11 protein-coding genes are annotated in these 20,106 nt (G+C 63.6%); 1 reads left to right on the forward strand and 10 read right to left on the reverse strand.

Annotated elements, in window-relative coordinates; translation table 11 throughout:
- Position 1: 1 nt before the first annotated feature.
- From glgA to IB277_RS18015, 9 genes are all read right to left on the reverse strand, one after another.
- Positions 2–1,444 (reverse strand): glycogen synthase GlgA, encoded by a 1,443-nt coding sequence (gene glgA / locus IB277_RS17975; RefSeq protein WP_090297920.1) that lies wholly within the window; start codon positions 1,442–1,444, stop codon positions 2–4.
- A gap of 7 nt (positions 1,445–1,451) precedes the next feature.
- The gene (gene glgC / locus IB277_RS17980; RefSeq protein ID WP_034786853.1) at positions 1,452–2,714 is read right to left on the reverse strand and encodes a glucose-1-phosphate adenylyltransferase; all 1,263 of its coding nucleotides are present in this window, start codon (positions 2,712–2,714) and stop codon (positions 1,452–1,454) included.
- A 112-nt stretch (positions 2,715–2,826) separates the two neighbouring features.
- Entirely contained in the window at positions 2,827–5,037 is a 2,211-nt protein-coding gene (gene glgB / locus IB277_RS17985) for a 1,4-alpha-glucan branching protein GlgB (protein ID WP_090297918.1), read from the reverse strand.
- Positions 5,034–7,496, reverse strand: a complete 2,463-nt coding sequence (locus tag IB277_RS17990; protein WP_034787265.1) for a glycogen/starch/alpha-glucan phosphorylase — start codon at positions 7,494–7,496, stop codon at positions 5,034–5,036. Before IB277_RS17990 ends, glgB begins: the two co-directional genes overlap by 4 nt.
- 207 nt (positions 7,497–7,703) lie before the next feature.
- On the reverse strand, positions 7,704–9,026 hold the full coding sequence (locus IB277_RS17995) for a pilus assembly protein TadG-related protein (RefSeq protein WP_192371329.1): 1,323 nt from the start codon (positions 9,024–9,026) through the stop codon (positions 7,704–7,706).
- Positions 9,027–9,204: 178 nt separating this feature from the next.
- Entirely contained in the window at positions 9,205–10,083 is an 879-nt protein-coding gene (locus tag IB277_RS18000) for a transglutaminase family protein (RefSeq protein ID WP_034786844.1), read from the reverse strand.
- Between the two features lie 2 nt (positions 10,084–10,085).
- Positions 10,086–12,494 (reverse strand): circularly permuted type 2 ATP-grasp protein, encoded by a 2,409-nt coding sequence (locus IB277_RS18005; protein ID WP_090297912.1) that lies wholly within the window; start codon positions 12,492–12,494, stop codon positions 10,086–10,088.
- Complete coding sequence (locus IB277_RS18010) at positions 12,495–15,821, reverse strand: DUF2126 domain-containing protein (RefSeq protein WP_090297909.1); 3,327 nt, start codon at positions 15,819–15,821, stop codon at positions 12,495–12,497. It abuts the gene before it with no gap.
- 162 nt (positions 15,822–15,983) lie between these two features.
- Positions 15,984–17,018, reverse strand: coding sequence for an aldo/keto reductase (locus IB277_RS18015; RefSeq protein WP_034786838.1), 1,035 nt, complete (start codon positions 17,016–17,018; stop codon positions 15,984–15,986).
- Positions 17,019–17,147: 129 nt separating this feature from the next.
- Between IB277_RS18015 and IB277_RS18020 the strand changes: the two genes are divergently transcribed.
- Positions 17,148–18,059: a LysR family transcriptional regulator gene (locus IB277_RS18020; protein WP_034786836.1), complete on the forward strand. Its 912-nt coding sequence runs from the start codon at positions 17,148–17,150 to the stop codon at positions 18,057–18,059.
- Here IB277_RS18020 and IB277_RS18025 read toward each other — a convergent pair.
- The gene (locus IB277_RS18025; RefSeq protein ID WP_110819347.1) at positions 18,031–19,848 is read right to left on the reverse strand and encodes a GGDEF domain-containing protein; all 1,818 of its coding nucleotides are present in this window, start codon (positions 19,846–19,848) and stop codon (positions 18,031–18,033) included. The genes IB277_RS18020 and IB277_RS18025 overlap by 29 nt on opposite strands.
- Positions 19,849–20,106 lie beyond the last annotated feature (258 nt).

Here is a 20,106-nt window from a genome sequence, read left to right on the forward strand (position 1 = left end):
CTTAACCTTTCCCGAGAAGTCCGGAATAAAGAGAGACGTAACGCTCGGCACTTGTGGCCCAGGAAACGTCCGATTTCATGCCCTGGGTCTGAATTTTCGACCAGACTTTGGGCTCGCTGTATGCACGCAGCACCCGCCGGATCGCAAGCCGCAACCCATCGGCATTGACAGGCGTGAACTGGAAGCCGGTCGCGACCTTGGCCGCAAGCCCGGCCTCGTTGGCGTCGATGATGGTATCGGCAAGGCCGCCGGTGCGGGCGACGACCGGCACGCAGCCGTAGCGCAGGCCATAGAGCTGGGTAAGCCCGCAGGGCTCGAAGCGCGACGGAATGAGGATGGCGTCGGAGCCCGCCTGCATCAGATGCGACAGCGGCTCGTTGTAGCCGGTGACCATGCCGATATGGCCGCGATGGCGGGAGGCAGCGGCGAGCAGCGCGCCTTCGAGCGCCGCGTCGCCGGAGCCGAGCACCACGAGCTTGCCGCCCATGGCGACGAGCTCGTCGGCGATCTCGGCGACCAGATCCATGCCCTTCTGCCAGGTGAGCCGGCTGACAACGCAGAAGATCGGGCCGTTGCCTTTTTCAAGGCCGAAGCGTTCCTCGAGCGCACGCCGGTTGGCCGCGCGCTGCTTCAGGCTCGTTGCGCTGAAATGCTGGGCGATGTGCGGGTCGGTCTGCGGATCCCAGATGTCGGCGTCGATGCCGTTGACGATGCCAGAGAGGTCGGCGACGCGGCTCTTCAACAGGCCTTCGAGGCCCATGCCGAATTCGGGCGTCAGGATTTCCTGCGCATAGGAGGGGCTGACGGTGGTAATGGCGTCGGCGGTCTGCAGGCCGCCCTTCAGGAAGCCGACGTCGCCGTAATATTCGACGAACTGCATCGAGAAGGCTTCGGCGGGAAGGGCAAGCTCGGGGAAGACTAAGGCGCCGAACTGGCCCTGGAAGGCGATGTTGTGGATCGTCATCACCGTCGGCGTTGCGGCCGCCGGGCCGAAATGCATGTAGACCGGCGTCAGCGCGGTCTGCCAGTCATGGGCGTGAACGATATCGGGTTTCCAGCCCGAGACGACATCGCCGCCGGCAATTTCTGCCGCCGCAAGCGAGAGTGCGGCAAAGCGGCGGAAATTGTCGACGTAGTCGCGGCCGGTGGCATCGACATAGGGGCCGCCGTCTCGGGCGTAGAGTTCAGGCTGGTCGAGGACCAGCAGATCGAGCCCGTCGATTTCGGCGGCGAGAACTGTCGCCGGATTGCCGAACAGGTTTTCGAAACTGCCGACCTTCTTTTTCTTCTTCAGCTTCTGCAGCACGGCCGGATAGCCGGGCACCAGCGTGCGGGTCTTGACGCCGTGCGGCAAAAGCGCTGCCGGAAGCGCGCCGACGACATCGGCGAGCCCCCCGGTCTTGATCAGCGGATAGACTTCGGACGCAACGGACAGGACGTTCATGAAGTGCCTACATTCCCAGTTTGTCGATCATCGTTTGCGTGATCAGGCAGACGCCGTTTTCCGAACGCCGGAAACGCTTGGCATCGAGCACCGGATCGTCACCGACGACGAGGCCCTCGGGGATCACGACACGGCTGTCGATGACCACGTTGCGCAGCGTCGCGTGGCGACCGATCTTCACATCGGGAAGAACTACGGCATTCTCCAGACGGGAATATGAATTTACGCGGACACCTGTGAACAACAGGCTGCGGTTGAGCGCGGCGCCTGAGATAATGCAGTCGCCGGAGATCAGCGACGAGGTTGCCGAGCCGCGGCGGTTTTCATCGTCATGCACGAATTTCGCCGGCGGCTTGATCTCGGCAAAGGTCCAGATCGGCCAGGTGCTGTCGTAGATGTCGAGCTCCGGCGTCACGTGGGTCAGGTCGATATTGGCCTGCCAATAGGCATCGATCGTGCCGACGTCGCGCCAGTAGGCCTCGCGCTCGAAGTCCGACCGCACGCAGGACTCTGCGAAACGGTGGGCGACGGCTTTGCCGTTATCGACGATGTAGGGGATGATGTCCTTGCCGAAGTCGCGGCTCGATTTCGGATCGGCGGCGTCGCGGCGCAGAAGATCCATCAGGAACTTTGTGTGGAAGACATAGATGCCCATGGAGGCAAGCGCCATCTCCGGATTGCCGGGAATGCCCGGCGGATCGGCCGGCTTCTCGACGAAGGCGATGATGCGGTCCTTTTCGTCGACATGCATCACGCCGAAGCCGGTTGCTTCCATGCGCGGCACCTCGAGGCAGCCGATGGTGACGTCGGCGCCGGAATCGACGTGCTGCTGCAGCATCAATTCGTAGTCCATCTTGTAAATATGGTCGCCAGCAAGGATCACCATGTATTCGACGCCATGGTCCTCGATGATGTCGATGTTCTGGTAAACGGCGTCGGCCGTGCCTTCGTACCATTGCGTTTCGGAAACGCGCTGGCTGGCCGGGAGAATATCGAAGCTTTCGTTTCGCTCCGGGCGGAAGAAGTTCCAGCCACGCTGCAGGTGGCGGATCAGCGAATGCGCCTTGTACTGGGTGGCGACGCCGATGCGGCGGATACCGGAGTTGAGCGCGTTCGACAGCGCGAAGTCGATGATACGGGCCTTGCCGCCGAAATAGACCGCCGGCTTCGCCCGTCGGTCGGTCAGTTCCTTCAGGCGACTGCCGCGACCGCCGGCGAGAACATAGGCCATGGCATCACGTGCCAGAGGTTGCGTACGCTTTTCCACCATTTGTCCTCCCCATTCATTGACCTTAAGGGGTCGTCACGGCGGCCTTCTGCGACGCCTTGCGGCCCTCGATATTTGCAGTCTTCCGCCGCCTTCGGCTGGCGGGTCGGATAAATTACTCCTGTTCCAGAATCAGTGTCGCGAGCGGCGGCAGGGTGATGTTGGCCATGATCGCTCCCGTGCTGTTCTTCTCGGCAAAAACCGCGCCGCCATTGCCCTTGCCGCTTCCTCCATAGATTTCCGCGTCGCTGTTGAGGATCTCCTTCCAGCGACCCTTGACCGGCAGCGGGATGGCGTAGCTTTCCCGGTAGACGGGGGTGAAATTGGTGATGACGGCGACCAGTTTTTCGCCGGGCGCCTTGCGCAGCCAGGCAAAGACCGAGTTGTCGCGGTCGTCGGCCAGCAGCCATTCGAAACCTTCGCCTTCGCAATCGCGCGCATGCAGCGCCGGCTTGGCGCGGTAGGTGCCGTTCAAGTCACGCACCAGCCGTCGCATGCCCTCGTGCAGATGGTATTCGAGCAGGTTCCAGTCGAGCGCTCGATCCTCGGACCATTCGCGCCATTGCGCGAACTCCTGACCCATGAACAAGAGCTTCTTGCCGGGATAGCCCCACATGAAGGCATAGTAGGCCCGGAGATTGGCGAACTTCTGCCAGTCGTCGCCGGCCATCTTGGCGATCAGCGAGCCCTTGCCGTGCACGACCTCGTCATGGGACAGCGGCAGCACGAAGTTCTCGTTGAAGGCATAAAGCAGGCCGAATGTCAGGTCGTTGTGGTGGAACTTGCGGTGCACCGGCTCGCGCGACAGATATTGCAGCGTGTCGTGCATGAAGCCCATGTTCCACTTAAAGCCGAACCCGAGACCCCCCGCATGGACCGGATGGGAGACCTTCGGCCAGGAGGTCGATTCCTCGGCAATCGTCAGGATACCCTTGTGAGAGCCGTATATTTCCGTGTTCAGCGTCTGCAGGAAACGGACGGCCTCGAGGTTCTCGTTGCCGCCATATTCGTTCGGCACCCACTCGCCGTGCTTGCGCGAGTAGTCGAGGTAGAGCATCGAGGCGACCGCATCGACGCGCAGGCCGTCGACATGGAATTTTTCCGCCCAGTAGAGCGCATTGTTGACGAGGAACGACAGCACTTCCTGGCGGCCGAAATTGTAGATCGCCGTGTTCCAGTCGGGGTGGAAGCCTTGGCGCGGATCCTCGTGTTCGTAGAGTGCGGTGCCGTCGAACCAGCGCAGGCCGTGCTCGTCGGTCGGAAAATGTGCCGGCACCCAGTCGAGGATGACGCCGATGCCGACCTTGTGGCAGCCGTTGACGAAGCGGGCAAAACCTTCGGGCTCGCCGAAACGGGCGGTCGGCGCATAAAGACCGGTTGTCTGGTAGCCCCAGGAGGGGTCGAAAGGAAACTCCGAGATCGGCAGAAACTCGATATGAGTAAAGCCCATGTCGACGCAGTAGGGGATCAGCCGGTCGGCAAGCTCGTCCCAGGAGAGCATCTCGCCATTGTCGCGGCGCTGCCAGGAACCGGCGTGCACTTCGTAGATCGAGATCGGTTGCCGTCTTGCGTCGGCCGAGGCCCAATGCTTGCGGTGTGCCTCGTCGTCCCAGGTCTGCGCGATTTCCGGCGTGGTCATCGAGGCCGTGTTCGGGCGTAGTTCGGAGCGCCGGGCAAAGGGATCGGCCTTGAGCGGCAGACGCGTGCCGTTGCGGTCGAGGATCTCGTACTTGTAGACAAGGCCCGCATCGACGCCGGGAATGAAGATTTCCCAGATGCCGGTGTCGGTGCGCAGCCGCATGACGTGGCGACGGCCGTCCCAGTCGTTGAACTGGCCGACGACCGAAACACGCTTCGCATTCGGTGCCCAGACGGCGAAATGGTAGCCGCTGGCACCGTCATGCTCGATCGGGTGCGCCCCCATCTTGTCGAAGAGCCTGAGATGCGAGCCTTCGCGAATGTAATAATCGTCCATCGGTCCGAGAACCGGACCGAAGCTGTAGGGATCGACGACCACCCATTCGCCGCCCTGATTGCGGGCGCGGTAGCGGACGGGCTGTGGCTTCTTCAGCGCCACCGGGCCTTCGAAGAAGCCGGCATCGTCGCGCCGTTCGATCGCCCCCAGGTCCTTGCCCGAGAGCGTTTCGACCGTCACCGTCTCGGCATCGGGGACGAAGCAGCGGGCAAGGACGGTCTTGCCGACGGGGTGCACGCCAAGAACCGCAAAGGGGTCGTCATGCGTGCCCTTGAGGATGGCCGCGATATCCGGGGCTGACAGCAGACCTGAAGCTGCGGGTTCCGGGTCCTTGCCGGCCGAGGGCGTCATCCAGCTCTCCAGATTTCCCCGGCATATTGCCGGATGGTGCGATCGGACGAGAACCAGCCCATCCGTGCGGTGTTGCGGATTGCCTGCGCGTGCCAGTCGGACGGCGTCGTCCAGAGCTGGTCGAGCTCGCGCTGCGCCTTGGCGTAGGCTTCAAAATCGGCAGCGACCATGAACCAGTCGTGATTGTAGAGCCCTTCGACGAGGCTTGCGAAGCGATTGCGGTCATCGGGCGAGAACACGCCGGACGCAATCGCCTGCAGCGCCTGCGACAGCTCGCGCGAGCCTTCGATGATGGCGCGCGGATTGTGACCTTCGGCTCGTGCCCTGGTCACCTCTTCGGCGGTCATGCCGAAGATCTTGATGTTTTCCTCGCCGATCCAGTCGCGCATCTCGACATTGGCGCCGTCGAGCGTACCGATCGTCAAGGCGCCGTTCAGCGCGAACTTCATGTTGCCGGTGCCCGATGCTTCCATGCCGGCCGTCGAGATCTGCTCGGAAAGGTCGGCAGCCGGAACCATGATCTCGGCGAGCGAGACGTTGTAGTTCGGCACGAAGACGATCTTCAGGAGGCCGCGCACCGCCGGATCGTTGTTGACGACACGGGCGACGTCGTTGGCCAGTTTGATGATCAGCTTGGCATTGTGATAGCTCGGCGCCGCCTTGCCGGCAAAGAGCTTGACGCGCGGCACCCAGTCGAGCTCCGGATGGGAGCGGATCTGGTCGTAGAGCGCCACGGCCTCGATGATGTTGAGGAGCTGGCGCTTGTACTCGTGGATGCGCTTGATCTGGATGTCGAACATCGCCGACGGATCGAGCCGGATGCCGAGGCGGCTCTGCACGAGCTGCGCGAGGCGCACCTTGTTGGCGCGTTTGACCGCGGCGAAATGTTCCTGGAAGTCCGCCTTGTCGGCGAAGACGTCGAGCGCCTGCAGCGCCTCGGTATTGTCCATGAACTCGTCGCCGATCGCGTCGCGGATCAGTCCGAAGAGACCGGGATTGCACTGCATCAGCCAGCGGCGCGGCGTAATGCCGTTGGTCTTGTTGTTGATGCGGTCCGGGTAGAGCTTGTGCAGGTCGGCAAACACCGTTTCCTTCATCAGCTCGGTGTGCAGTGCCGAAACGCCGTTGATCGAGTGCGAGCCGACAAAGGCGAGATTGCCCATGCGCACGCGTCGTTCGCCGCTTTCGTCGATCAGCGAGATGTTGCGGATTTCGTCGTCCGTGGCGCCCTTCTGGCGGCGGGCCTCGATCAGGATCTTGGCGTTGATCGCATAGACGATCTGCATGTGGCGCGGCAGCAGGCGCTCGATCAGCGGTACCGGCCAGCTTTCGAGCGCTTCGGGCAGAAGCGTGTGGTTGGTGTAGGAGATCGTGCGGCGGGTGATGTCCCAGGCCTGCTCGAAATCGAGGCCGTGCAGGTCGGTCAAGAGCCGCACCAGTTCGGCAATGGAAATGGCTGGATGGGTGTCATTGAGCTGGATGGCGACGGCGTCCGGCAGCGAGTTGAAATCCGGGTATTGCTGCAGGTGACGGCGCAGGATGTCCTGCAGCGAGGCCGAGGAGAAGAAGTATTCCTGGCGTAGGCGCAGCTCCTGGCCCGCTGGCGTCGCGTCGGCCGGATAGAGAACACGCGTCAGGCTTTCCGCCTTGTTGCTTTCGCGAAGGGCGCCGATGTGGTCGCCGGCGTTGAAGGCGGCCAGCAGGATCGGGTCAATCGGCTGCGCGGTCCACAAGCGCAGCGTGTTGACGCGTTTTGCCCGCCAGCCGACGGCGGGCGTGTCGAAGGCGGTGGCGATGACGCGCTCGGCCGGTTTCCACACGAAACGCTGGATTTCCTCGTCGACATTGGCGGTTTCGACCACGCCGCCGAAGCCGATTTCGTAGGAGCTTTCGCGGCGTTCGAATTCCCAGGGGTTGCCGTGGGCAAGCCAGGTTTCGGGTAGTTCCACCTGCCAGCCATCGGCCATCTGCTGGCGGAAGAGGCCATGCATGTAGCGGATGCCGTAGCCATAGGCGGGTACGTCGACGGTCGCCATCGATTCCATGAAACAGGCAGCCAGCCGTCCGAGACCGCCATTGCCGAGGGCCGCATCCGGCTCGAGCTGGGCGACGACATCGATATCGACGCCGAGGGAGGCGAGTGCGTCGCGCATCTCGTCCATCAGGCCGATATTGGTCATCGCATCGCGCATCAGCCGGCCGATGAGGAATTCGAGCGAGAGATAATAAACGCGCTTGGCGCCGGTTGCGTAGGTCTTGCGGGTGGAGTCCATCCACTTGTCGGTGATGCGGTCACGCGCAACCAGGATCGCCGCCGTCAGCCAGTCATGGGGCTTGGCGACCTTCGGGTCCTTGCCGATGCGGTACTTCAGACGTTCGAGGATTTCGACGGCGAGCTGGCTAGGTTCAGACGACCTTGGGGCGGGCTGCGGCACGTCGTTGGTGGAGAGCCTGTTCATCATGAAACTGTCTTTACCCTTTTGCGTTGGGAGATCGCAGGCCGGACCCGACCGGGGATAAAGCCAATTTATGCATCGATCCGAAGCGCTTGCAACAGATGTTTTTAAATGGATTAGACTTGTCTCAGACGGTGGAGAACGTATCCCGCCGAAACGCAAAATGCCGCCCAGCGGGGCCGGGCGGCATCGTCAGCGATGTGGTCTGTCTTACCTTGTCAGGCGTGCCATCTTGCCCGAGGTGGTGGCGCCGATTTCACCGAAAACCTTGACCAGAGCTGCGGCATCTTCCGGCGACTTGTAGTCGGCTGTGCTGCTGGCGCATCGGCTGAGCACCGATTTTCCCTGGATCGGCGCCATGAAGGCGATGGTGAAGACGCGAATGCCGGCGTCCTTGGCATCCTGGCACGCCTTGAGCGTTGCCGTGTCGGATTTGGAATCCTGGGCTTTGTATTTGTCGAGTTCCGGTTCCGGCTTTGGCGCCGCCGGGATGGTCAACGCCTTTCCTTCGAAATGTGTGTTCGCCCCATCGGTCATGAAGACTATGTACTTTTTCGGCGTCAGGCCGTTGGATGCCGTGTGCGCGTCGTTTTCGCCCTTGAGCTTCAGATCCGTGACGGCCTTGGCGAAGGCGCCGCTCGAATCCGTGCCGCCGTTCGCCTCCAGGTTCTTGACGTAGGTACTGGCCTTCGTCGTGCCCCAGGCCAGTTTCTCTTCCGGGAAGATGGAGCTGCTATAGGAAACAGCGCCGACACGGACATACTTGTTGTCGGGGTCCATCTCGGTGAGTGGCTTCAGCAGCGTCTCAACCGCGGATTTCAAGGTCGTGATCTTGTCGATCATGCAAGGGCTGGTCTCAGAGATGCTCTTGCCCCAGTTCTCCGCCGTCCAGTTCTTGCACTTGGTGCGCTTCTCGTCCTTCACATTCGTCACGAAGGCCATCGAGCCCGAGTGGTCGAGCACGAGATACATCGACATGGCGTTCTTGGTTTCCGTCGCGCTCTCGGCAACGGCTACCGTTTCCAGATTGACGGACTTCTGTCCGAGCAACCGCGTCATGGGGTTGAGCTGAATTGTCTGCTTGTTGACGATCGTGACCTTGAAGGCCTTGTCGCTCTTGCCGACAGTCGTCATGACGATGTCGACCGTCGGCTGAACCTGGGTCTCCGTCGGGTCGGTCACGCCGCCCGCGGAAGCGCTGCTGGTGCCCGGGTCGCTGCCGCCGGCTCCACCGGGCAGATCGGTCGAGCTTGCGCCCGACTGCGCCTTCAGGAAGTTCAAGGCGATTTCCTTGGCCTTCTCGGTCGCCAGCGTATCCTTGTTTGCAACCAGTGCGGACGCAGCCGCAAGTGCTGCCGCGTCGGCTGCATCCTGCATCTGGTTTTTCGTCGTGATCATGGTGGCCAGATCGACGGCGACGCCGCCGGCTGCCAACACCAATGGCGCCGCGAGTGCTGCCATGATGCCAAAATTGCCACCCCGGTCCTTGAGCATGGCTGCGAAGGACCGGCCTACCGTGTATCGTCTTCCCATCTTTGCACACCCCAAAGGAACACGTTGCAAGCTTGGGGGCATCAATAGCGGCGATGGCTTACGATATCGTTCCGGCAATCCTTGCAATTTTAATGGATTGCCGGAAAACCGGTTGTTGTAAGGGGTTCTGCGGCACCCTGTCTGTTCCGAAGCGGGAATCGGCCTGTGCCAAATCGGGTCACGGTACCGGAATGACGTCGACCGCCTGTTTCGTCGTTTGGCTGCCGTAGCTTTTCAGGACCCCGATGACGGGCGCGACATCGCCGTAGTCGCGGCCATGGCCGACGACGATATGGTCGGTTCCAGCCGGAATATTGTTGGTCGGATCGAGTTCGAGCCACCCACCGGTTGTGCCGCACCAGACGCGCACCCAAGCGTGCATGGCATCGGCCCCCTCCAGGCGCTCCTTGCCGGGCGGAGGGATCGTCCTTAGGAAACCGCTAACATAGCCGGCAGGGATGCCGAGGCTTCTGAGCGCCACGATCATGACATGGGCGAAATCCTGGCAGACGCCGCGCTTGAGCTTGAACGCTTCTGCCGGCGTCGTGTTCACGGTTGTCGCCTCGCCGTCATAGGCGAAGTCGCGATGGATGCGGTCACACAGTGCAACGGCGATCTGGCGCACGGTCATCGTGTCGGTAATGGTGTCACGCGCGTAGGCGGCAATGTCGGCGACCTCGGGCAAGAGTGGGCTCGGGCCGGCGAAGTGATGCGGCGCGTCGGCATCGACGGACCAGCAGGCCGCAAGCTCGGCCGGCAGGCCGGTGAGGTCAGGGGAGAAGTCCGCGGTCAGGGCCTGTGCTTCCACCTGCACGCGCGCCTGCATGCGGATCGTCAGGTCTGCATGCGAGTTGCGAAAGAGAATCGACGTAAACGGGTTGGCGAAGAAGTCGATGCTCTCGGTACGTTCGGCCGGCATGGGATGGCAGCTGAGCGAGCCGACGACGAGACGTTGGCGACCGGGCAGCGTCGCCGGCAGCACGCGCACGAGGTGGCGGCCGCCGGACACCGGCACTTCGTAGTCATAGATGATCTTCAGGCTGATGTCGTAAAGCATGGCTAGCCGAGATAGGTGCGCGCGAGCAGATCGGACAGGCTTTCGAGATCCCGCTCCAACCGATTGTAGACGCCGAGGTTCATGGCTTCCGGTGTCATCACCGCCAGGCCCGAATGCAGCCGCATCGCCTCGCGGTAGAAGGGGGACATCTGGCCGTTGACGAAGGCGTTCGGCAAGAGCTCGACCTCGGTCTTGATCTCATTCAACTGGTAAAGCACCGAGCGCGGATTGAGCGGATCGAGCGCCAGGAGGTCGGTGACGGTCAAGGCGGCGGTGCTGACATTGTAGCGCCGGCGATGGGTCATGACGCTATCGCCGATTTCGAGCAGCATGTCATAGGCGCCATCGGGCGCATCCGGCCCCGACATGTGGCCGAGCAGCCGGGTCATGTGCAGGCCGCGCTCGATATAGCGGCCGATCGAAAGAAAGCGCCAGCCGGTGAAGCGGTACATGTTTTCATGCACGAGACCGGCAAAGCCGGCGAGCTTGCGCAGGAGCACGGTGATTGCGCGGGTCGCGTCGTCGCCGGCCTGCACCGTCGCGTGGAACTTGCGCGCCGTCTGCGACAGGTCGTTCAGTGCCAGCCAGCCGTCCGGCGAGAACCGGTCGCGGATGTTGCCGGCGCTGAAGAGGGCGCTTGCGATATTGGCGAGCAGGCTGTCGGGCACAGGCTGGCGCGCATCGATGTCGAGGGCTGCGAGATAGTCGCCGACATCCTTAAGGAGCGGCAGGTCCGGATCGGCGGTTTCGGCGAAGCGGCCATGCCAGGCGCGCAGGATGCGAAGCGCCCCTTCCGCACGCTCGATATAGCGGCCGAGCCAGAAGAGATTGTCGGCCGCCCGGCTCGGCAGGCTTCCCGGCATGTTGCGGGTGAAACTTTCCTCGGCCGGAAGCAGCGTCGTGCGCTCGACCGGTCGGTCGCTGACGATCCAGACATCGGCGGCGGTGCCGCCCGCCTGCATCGCGATCGCGGCGACATCGTCGCCGGAGCCGATGCGGGCAAAGCCCCCTGGCATGATCTGCCAGCCGTCGCGGGTGCGTGCCGCAAACACCCGCAGGCTCATCGGCCGCGGGGTCAGTCGGCCACGCACCCAGGCCGGCGTGGTCGAAAGCGTGACCACCTCCTGGCCCACGAGCTTGCCGCCCTCGGCGCTAAGCCAATCTGCGATCGAGGCTCGAGCCTTCTCATCAAGCGTACGGCCGAGTACCGACTGGCCATTGTCGTCGAAGAAAGGGCGGGTCTGGTAGGCGGGGCCGATGACCATGCGGTCGAGGTTGGCGGCGACCTGTTCGCGTTCGGCGCCCTGGCCGCACCACCAGGTGGCGATCGAGGGCAGCTTCTGTTCCTCGCCCAGCAGATGGCGGCAGATCGCCGGCATGAAGGCGAGGAAGGCGCGGGTTTCGACGATGCCGGTGCCGAGCGCGTTCACGATTGAGACCGAGCCGGCTCTGAGCGCCTCGACAATGCCCGGTGTGCCGATATGCGAGGACTGATTGAGCTCGAGCGGATCGGCAAAGGCCGCGTCGAGACGACGCCAGAGCACGCCGATGGGCTTGAGGCCGGCGACGGTGCGCACCATCACCCGGCCGCCGATCACGGTCAGATCCTCGCCTTCGAGCAGCATGAAGCCCAGATAGCGGGCGATATAGGCATGTTCGAAATAGGTCTCGTTGGCGATCCCCGGCGAAAGAACGGCGATGCGGTCGTCCGGGTGCAGCCGGCGGCTCTGCAGCGTGTCGCGGAACTCGCCAAAGAAGCCGGCCAGCCGGTGGACGTGGCTTTCGGCATAAAGATTGGAGAAGGCACGCGTGGTCGCGACCCGGTTCTCCAGGGCGAAGCCGGCGCCCGAAGGTGCCTCGGTGCGATCGGACAGGACCCACCAGTTACCGTCGGGTCCACGGCCGATCTCGAAGGAGACGAAATGCAGGAAGTGGCCGTCGGCCGGTTTCACGCCGACGAGAGGGCGCAGGAACTCCGGATTGGAGGCGACCAGCGCCGGCGGCAGCAGCCCTTCGCGCACCAGCCGGTTCTCGCCATAGATGTCGGCGACCACCTTTTCCAGAAGTTCGGCGCGCTGCACGAGGCCTTGCGAGACGTGCGCCCATTCCTTTTCGTCGATCAGAACCGGAATGTGCGACAGCGGCCAGCTTCGCTCGGAACTCTCCTTGGCGCCATAGACGCGATAGAACACGCCGGCGTCGCGCAGATAGCGGTCGGCGCGCGCGAAGCGGTTGGCAAGTTCGGTCTCGTCGAGCCGCCCAAGCGTCGCGAGCAGCCGCTGCCAGACCGGGCGGACATTGCCGTCCTGGTCGAGCATTTCGTCGGCAATGCCCGGTAGGGCACGGTAGCCGAAGACCGGATCGTCGTCGGTGCCCGGATGGTTTGCGGCCGCTGTCTGCTTCTTCGGCATTTACGCTCCTGGTGGACGCCTGAGATCAAGCGTCATCGGGAATTCCGTCGACGGGCTTTCGGGGCGCAGCGGATAGCCTCCCGGCGTATGGCCCCAAGGCTCGAACCGCGCCAGGCGTCGCGCCTCCGCCTCGTTGCCGTTGACCGGAAACGTGTCGTAGTGGCGCCCACCCGGGTGGGCGACATGGTAGATGCAACCGCCGATCGCCCGATTCGACCATGTATCATAGATATCGAATGTAAGGGGAGTGTTGACCGGTAGCACCGGGTGTAGCCCTGAGGCCGGCTGCCACGCCTTGTAGCGGACGCCGGCCACCGCCGTGCCATTCGAACCAGTGCGTGTGAGCGGCAAGGGCCGACCGTTGCAGGCGACCGTATATCGCTCGGGATTGGCGGTATCGAGCTTGACCTGCAGCCGTTCGATCGAGCTGTCGACATAGCGCACGGTGCCGCCGATCGCGCCCTGTTCGCCCATCACGTGCCAGGGTTCGAGCGCCTGACGGATTTCGAGCTTTGCCCCCTCGTATTCGACCTCGCCGCAGAAGGGGAAGCGGAACTCGAGCTGAGCCTCGAACCATTCCGGCTTCAGATCGAAGCCATGCGCCCGGAGATCGGCGAGCACGTCGAGAAAGTCCTGCCAGACGTGATGCGGCAGCATGAAACGATCGTGCAGCGCGGTGCCCCAGCGCACGAAGCGACCGTCGACCGGGTGCTTCCAGAAACGGGCGATGAGGGCGCGCACCAGCAATTGCTGGGCAAGCGACATGCGGGCGTTCGGCGGCATCTCGAAACCGCGGAACTCGACGAGGCCGAGACGGCCGGTGGGCCCGTCAGGCGAAAACAGCTTGTCGATGCAGATCTCCGCCCGATGGGTGTTGCCGGTGACATCGACGAGCAGGTTGCGGAACAGCCGGTCGACGAGCCAGGGCAGGGGCGGCGGCGTTGCAGAGCCCGGCATCGGCACCTGCGCCAGGGCGATTTCGAGTTCATAGAGCTGGTCGTGCCGGGCTTCGTCGATACGCGGCGCCTGCGAGGTCGGGCCGATGAAGAGGCCGGAGAACAGGTAGGAGAGCGAGGGATGCCGCTGCCAGTGCAGCACCATGCTTTTTAGCAGATCCGGGCGGCGCAGGAACGGGCTGTCATTCGGATTGGCGCCGCCGACGACCACGTGATTGCCGCCGCCGGTGCCGGTGTGACGGCCGTCGATCATGAACTTGTCGGCACCGAGCCGGCTCTGGCGCGCCTCCTCGTAGATCGCCGTGGTGATATCGACGCAGTCCTGCCAATGGGCGGCCGGATGAATGTTGACCTCGATGACGCCCGGGTCCGGCGCAACGCGGATGACGTTGATGCGCTCGTCCTGCGGCGGTGCATAGCCTTCGATGTGCACGGGCAGGCCGATCGCAGCGGCAGCGCGCTCCGCAGACGCGATCAGATCGAGATACTCCTCGACGCTTGTCGTCGGCGGCATGAAGACGCAGAGCCGGCCGTCGCGCGGCTCGACGCTGATGGCGGTGCGCACCAGTCCGGCGATCTCGTCGCGCGGCGCCGGGAGCGGTGTTTCCGGAACTTCCGAGGCCTGGAAGCGTGCATGCTGCGTGCGGGCGCTGCTTTCGCTGAAGTCCGGCAAATCGTCGCGCGGGACCGTCGGATCGACCGGATGGATATAGGGGTAAGCGGAGGGCGCGACATAGGGTAGGGCGCCGAGCGGAAGGCGATAGCCGACGGCGCTGTCGCCGGGAACGAGGAAGATGCGGCCACGGCGCGTCTGCCATTTCTCGCTCATCCACTTCACGCCGGTGGCGCGCGTGTTCCAGGCTTGCACCGGCAGAACATAGCCGGTCGGCGCCGTCAGGCCGCGCTCGAACACGCGGGCCATGCGGCTGCGCTCCTCGGGATCCTTCAGCTTGGAGTTGGCAGGATCGACGTTGTCGGGGAGGTTTGCCTCCTTCAGCAGCCAGTCGGCCGGGTCTTCGAAGGCCGGCACGACCATTTCGGTCGGCACGCTCAATTCGCCTGCGACCAGATGCAGCAGGCGTTCGGCATCCGCTACCGTCACGTCGTGGCGGCCGGTCTCCTCGGCGATCAGGTCCGGCCGGCGCCAGATCGGCACGCCGTCCTTGCGCCAGTAGAGGGAGAAGGTCCAGCGCGGCAGGGTTTCGCCCGGATACCATTTGCCCTGGCCATAATGCAGGAAGCCACCGGGGGCGAAGCGTTCGCGCAGCCGGCGGATCAGTGTGTCGGCCTTCTCGCGCTTGGTTGGTCCGACGGCCTCCGTGTTCCATTCCTCGGACTCGAAGTCGTCGATCGAAACGAAGGTGGGCTCGCCGCCCATCGTCAGGCGGATGTCGTTTTCCTCAAGCTCCCGGTCAACCTTCCCGCCGAGTGCATTCAGCGCATCCCAGCTTTCGTCGGAGAAGGGTTTGGTGATGCGCGGGTGCTCGGCGACGCGCCTCACCTTCATGTCGAAAGCGAAGTCGGTGCGGGTCTCGGGATCGCCGAAAAATTCTCCGGAGATCGGCGCGGCGTTGCGGTAATGGGGCGTTGCGGCAAGCGGAATGTGGCTCTCGCCGGTCAGCAGGCCCGAGGTCGGGTCGAGCCCGACCCAGCCGGCGCCGGGCAGGTAGACTTCGGCCCAGGCATGCAGGTCGGTGAAGTCGTGGTCGGTGCCGGAGGGGCCGTCGAGGGCTTTCAGATCCGGCGTCAGCTGAATGAGATAGCCGGAGACGAAGCGGGCGGCGAAGCCGAGATTGCGCAGGATCTGTACGAGCAGCCAGCTGGAATCGCGGCAGGATCCTCTTGCCGATGTCAGCGTCTGCTCCGGGTCCTGCACGCCCGGCTCCATGCGGATCACATAGCCGATTTCCTTCTGCAGGCGTGCGTTGAGCCCGACGACCATGTCGATGGTGCGCTGGCGGGAACGGTCGACCGTTGCCATGAAGGCGGAGAGCGCCGGGCCGAGCGGCTCCGGCGTCATATAGATCCGGAGATCGTCGCTGAGATCCTCGGGGTAGGGGAAGGGCCAATGCTCGGCCTCTTCCTCGACGAAAAAGTCAAAGGGGTTGTAGACGGTCATGTCGGCGACGAGATCGACTTCGATTTTCAGCTCGCTCACCGGATCGGGAAAGACGAAACGGGCGAGGTAGTTGCCGTAGGGGTCCTGCTGCAGGTTGACGAAATGGTTGCCGGGCGAAACCTTCAGCGAGTGGCTGATGACCTTGGTCTTGGAATGGGCAGCGGGCTTCAGCCGGATGATCTGCGGCGAGAGGCTTACGGGACGGTCATAGATATAGTGGGTCAGGTGATAGATACTGGCCTTGATCGACATGCCGGATTTGATCCCCTTCGTGGCGGGTCTGACGCCCCCCATCGCCACGAAGTTTGTGCAATGCAAATCGAGAATGCAAGCGCGAAAGCGCCCGCAGAAAATCAGGGCGGCGCAACGCCTTCGCACGCCCGGACGGGCGTGCGAAACATTGGCCATCCTCGGTCAGACGATCGGCGGATTGATGCGGGCAAAACCCTCCTGGCGGTAGTAGGGGAAGTAGGGGTAGGCCGGCGTCGTTCGGCTCGCCGCGTCGAGTCGGGCGATCTGGTCCGCTGACAACGACCAGCCGACGGCGCCGAGGTTCTGGCGAAGCTGCTCCTCGTTGCGGGCGCCGATGATGACGCTCGAGACCGTCGGGCGCTGCAGCAGCCAGTTGATGGCGATCTGCGGGATCGTCTTGCCGGTTTCCTCCGCGAGCTGGTCGAGCACGTCGACGACATCGTAGAGCTTCTCATCATCGACCGGTGGGCCGAAGGCCGCAGTGTCGTGCAGGCGGCTGCCTTCGGGCCACGGCTTGCCGCGGCGGATCTTGCCGGTGAGACGCCCCCAGCCGAGCGGGCTCCAGACCAGAGCGCCGACGCCTTGGTCGGCGCCAAGCGGCATCAGTTCCCATTCGTAGTCGCGTCCAACCAGCGAATAGTAGACCTGGTGGGCGACGTGGCGCACGAGGCCGTGCTTCTCCGAGACAGCCAGCGATTTCATCAATTGCCAGCCGGCAAAGTTCGAGGCACCGACGTAGCGCAGCTTGCCGGCGGCAACCAGACTGTCGAGTGTCGAAAGCACCTCCTCGACCGGCGTTCCCGCGTCGAAGGCGTGCAGTTGCAAAAGGTCGATGTAGTCGGTGCCGAGCCGCTTCAAGGCATCGTCGACGCCCTTGACGAGACGCGTGCGCGACGTGCCGGCGTCGTTCGGTCCGTCGCCCATCGGCAATGCCATCTTGGTGGAGAGAAGCACGGCATCACGCCGGCCCTTGATGGCCGCGCCGAGCACGCTCTCGGACGCACCGTCGGAGTAAACGTCTGCGGTATCGAAGAGATTGACGCCGGCTTCGAGCGAGATGTCGATCAGCCGCCGGGCTTCCGCGGCGTCGCTGTTGCCCCAGGCGCTGAAGAGCGGCCCCTTGCCGCCGAAGGTGCCGGCGCCGAAGCTCAAGGCAGGCACTTTCAGTCCCGATGATCCAAGCCGTCTGTATTCCATGTCGTCAAACTCCTCGTTGGTTTTGTCTTTGCGAGAGCGGAAGTCCGCTCGCCCACCAGGAGAAGGTGGTATCGCGGCCATTTGCGATGTAGACCGGATGAAAGAACATCATTTGTGAGTTGAAGTCACATGTCGCGCTTGTCTATCAACCGTTCGGGGGAGATGGCGGTTTTCGCCAAGGCGGTGGAGCTCGGCGGCTTCTCGGCCGCGGCAAAGGTCTGCTGCATGACACCCTCGGCCGTCAGCAAGCTCGTGCAGAGGCTGGAGGAAAGGCTCGGCGTCCGGCTCATCAACCGCTCGACGCGGCGGCTGCAGCTGACGGCGGAAGGCTGTGCCTTCTATGAGCGGGCGGTGCGCATCCTTGCCGATATCGACGAGGCGGAGCGCGAGGCGGGTTCAGGCGAAACGCCCGAGGGCCGCGTGCGGCTAAACGTCAGCGCTTCCTATGCGGTGCATGTGCTGATGCCGGTGCTGCCGGAGTTTCTCTCGGCCTTTCCGTCGGTCTCGCTCGATATCCTGCAGACCGACGCCGTGGTCGATCTGATGGCGGAGCGGGCCGACATCGCCGTGCGCGCCGGTCCTCTGAAGTCTTCGAGCCTGATCGCCCGCAAGCTCGGCAGCACGTCGATGACGATCGTGGGCGCGCCGTCCTATCTTCAACGGTTCGGCATGCCCGAGAGTGTCGGCGACCTCGAAGCGATGAACAGGCTGAGCCATAGCTATGCGCGTTCGATCGATGGCTGGCCGCTCCTGTCGAACGGGGAGCCTTTCACGCTGGCGCCGACGGAGCAGGTCCGCGTGAGCGACGGCGAGGGTTTGCGCCAGCTTACGCTCGCCGGTGTCGGGCTGGCGCGACTGCCCACGTTTACGGTCAAGGAGGATATCCGTTGCGGTCGGCTGACGGCGGTCGCCGAGCACTTGAACCCGGGCGACATCGAGGCATTCCATGCGGTGTTCCACGGGCAGGGTGGAGCCCTGCCGGCGCGCGTGCGGGTGGTACTTGATTTCCTGGCTAAGCGCGCGCGGATTTCATCGCCTTGAACGGCTGGTGCGTCGCTTCGGCCGGCTGGCCGCAGACGCGATTGCGGCCCTCGGACTTGGCGCGATAGAGCTCGTTATCGGCAAGTTCGATCAGGTGCTTCCAGCCACCGTTCGCGCTGCGGCCTTCGGCCACGCCGAAGCTGGCGGTGACGTTCAGCTTCCGTCCGTCGGCAAGGACGATCGGTTCGTGCGCGAGGTTGACCCTGATCCTTTCGGCAAGGGCAAGGGCGGACTCGATGCTGTCGCCGGGCGTGATCACGGCAAACTCCTCACCGCCGAAGCGGGCGACGAGATCGGAATTGCGCACGGAATTGCGGATGATGCGGGCGGTTTCCTGAAGCACGATGTCGCCGATCAGATGGCCGTGGGTATCGTTGATCTGCTTGAAATGGTCGATGTCCATCAGGATCAGACAGGCGTCCTGATCCTTGCCGTCCGTGTCTTCCGCGCCGCCGATCAGCTCCAGCGCGCGGCGGTTGAGCAGGCCGGTCAGTTCGTCGGTTTCCGCCTGGCGTTCGAGATGCTGCATCAGCAGCGTGCGCTCGTCGAGGCGCTGGCGCAGGATGTCGATCGCATCGAACAGGCGCCCCATTTCGCCTTCTCCGCCCTTGCCCTGAAGGCGCGCGATCGGGCGATCATTGGCAAGCTCGATGATGCTGTGGCGCGCAAGAAGCAGCGGTTCGAACACCAGCGATCGGGCGCGCCGCATCAAGATCAGCAACATCAGGAAGAGCGAGAAGGTCGCAAGGCTCGCCACGGCGAGCTTGATCGACGCGCGGGTCTTGTTGGCGGACAGGCGCTCGACGGTCGAATCCATGAAGGCGCGACGCAGATCTTCGAGCGGTTTCATCTTCGGGACGAAAAGGTCGGTGAGCTGTTCGGCGGTCATCGGGTAGTCGCCCGAGCGTTTACCGACGGCGACGATGTTGTCGATGATCGCAAAACCTTCGGCAAAGAACTCGCGGTCGATCTTGGCGAGATCGCCGATCTTCGACGGATCCAGGCCTGGAAGCGCGCCCGGCTTGCCGACGATCGCCCAGACCTCCTGCAGCCTGCCGCGCGTGCGCTCGCTGTCGGCCAGATTCTTGATCGCGAGCGGCTTGCCGACGGCAACGGGCGCCATGACGTGCGAGCCGAGGCGACCGCCGTCCTCGCGCAGATTGGCGAGCATCTGGGCTGCAAGGGCAATGCCCGCAAGGTTCGGGTCGGTGTTGGTCAGGCGCTGAATGTTCCAGTCGATCGCGGGGCGAAGCGCATCGATCACGCCGAACATGGCCTCGATCGTCGCTTCGATTTCGGCAAGGTTCCGCCGTTCCGGCGGAAGGGCCGCAATGCGATCGACTTCCGCACGCGCAAGCATCAGCCGACGATGGACCTCGACTAGGATGGGCGAAAGCGCGCCGGCCGGTTCGGAGCGGCTGGCATTGTCGATGTCGGCGGTGATCTGAGCCAATGCCGCGTCGCTGCGGGCACGAAACTCCGCCAGCCGCGCCTGGACAGTCGAGCCGGGCGCTACGCCAAGGCCGAGCACACCGTTGGACGGGCCACGTTCGGCCGAGAGGTAGTTTGCGGCGTCGAGGACGCGGCAAAAGGCCATGACTTCCGTCAGGTTGCGGCGCGCGACGACAAAGTCGCTATAGGATGCGGCGATGATTTCGGTCGCAAGAATGCCCGTGCAGGCAACGACGATCGCCACCAGCCATTGGAGCTTGCGTCGCAGGGCCCTGGCCGTACGCGCTTCCCCCACGCCCATCTGAGGGGACGCATAGGTGCTGCCCTTATTGCTCATATGCGCGAAGTTGCTCCACTCATGTCGCCGCCCGTCTGCTCGACAATCGCGACAAATTCTTGCCACCCGACAAGAAACCCATCCGAAATCAGTGTGCTTGCCGCCCCTGCTATCGTATAAGATGTTAAATAAGCTTGAAATACCCTGAAATACTAGGGGCTAATCCGCAACCGAGGGATGCGCCCGGCGCACGGCAGACCCCAGCTTTGCGGCCCCCGTATTCGCTTTCCGGTCCATGATCGCAATAAATCCGGCCCG

Source organism: Ensifer sp. ENS07 (assembly GCF_014852185.1).
GTDB lineage: Bacteria > Pseudomonadota > Alphaproteobacteria > Rhizobiales > Rhizobiaceae > Ensifer > Ensifer adhaerens.

What these genes read in the sequence shown, in the direction of transcription:
- IB277_RS17990 (WP_034787265.1), bottom strand. Translation starts at nt 7,496, where the DNA reads ATGAACAGGCTCTCCACCAACGACGTGCCGCAGCCCGCCCCAAGGTCG.
- IB277_RS18005 (WP_090297912.1), bottom strand. Translation starts at nt 12,494, where the DNA reads ATGCCGAAGAAGCAGACAGCGGCCGCAAACCATCCGGGCACCGACGAC.
- IB277_RS18000 (WP_034786844.1), bottom strand. Translation starts at nt 10,083, where the DNA reads ATGCTTTACGACATCAGCCTGAAGATCATCTATGACTACGAAGTGCCG.
- glgB (WP_090297918.1), bottom strand. Translation starts at nt 5,037, where the DNA reads ATGACGCCCTCGGCCGGCAAGGACCCGGAACCCGCAGCTTCAGGTCTG.
- IB277_RS18020 (WP_034786836.1), top strand. Translation starts at nt 17,148, where the DNA reads ATGTCGCGCTTGTCTATCAACCGTTCGGGGGAGATGGCGGTTTTCGCC.
- IB277_RS18015 (WP_034786838.1), bottom strand. Translation starts at nt 17,018, where the DNA reads ATGGAATACAGACGGCTTGGATCATCGGGACTGAAAGTGCCTGCCTTG.
- glgA (WP_090297920.1), bottom strand. Translation starts at nt 1,444, where the DNA reads ATGAACGTCCTGTCCGTTGCGTCCGAAGTCTATCCGCTGATCAAGACC.
- IB277_RS18010 (WP_090297909.1), bottom strand. Translation starts at nt 15,821, where the DNA reads ATGTCGATCAAGGCCAGTATCTATCACCTGACCCACTATATCTATGAC.
- IB277_RS17995 (WP_192371329.1), bottom strand. Translation starts at nt 9,026, where the DNA reads ATGGGAAGACGATACACGGTAGGCCGGTCCTTCGCAGCCATGCTCAAG.
- glgC (WP_034786853.1), bottom strand. Translation starts at nt 2,714, where the DNA reads ATGGTGGAAAAGCGTACGCAACCTCTGGCACGTGATGCCATGGCCTAT.
- IB277_RS18025 (WP_110819347.1), bottom strand. Translation starts at nt 19,848, where the DNA reads ATGAGCAATAAGGGCAGCACCTATGCGTCCCCTCAGATGGGCGTGGGG.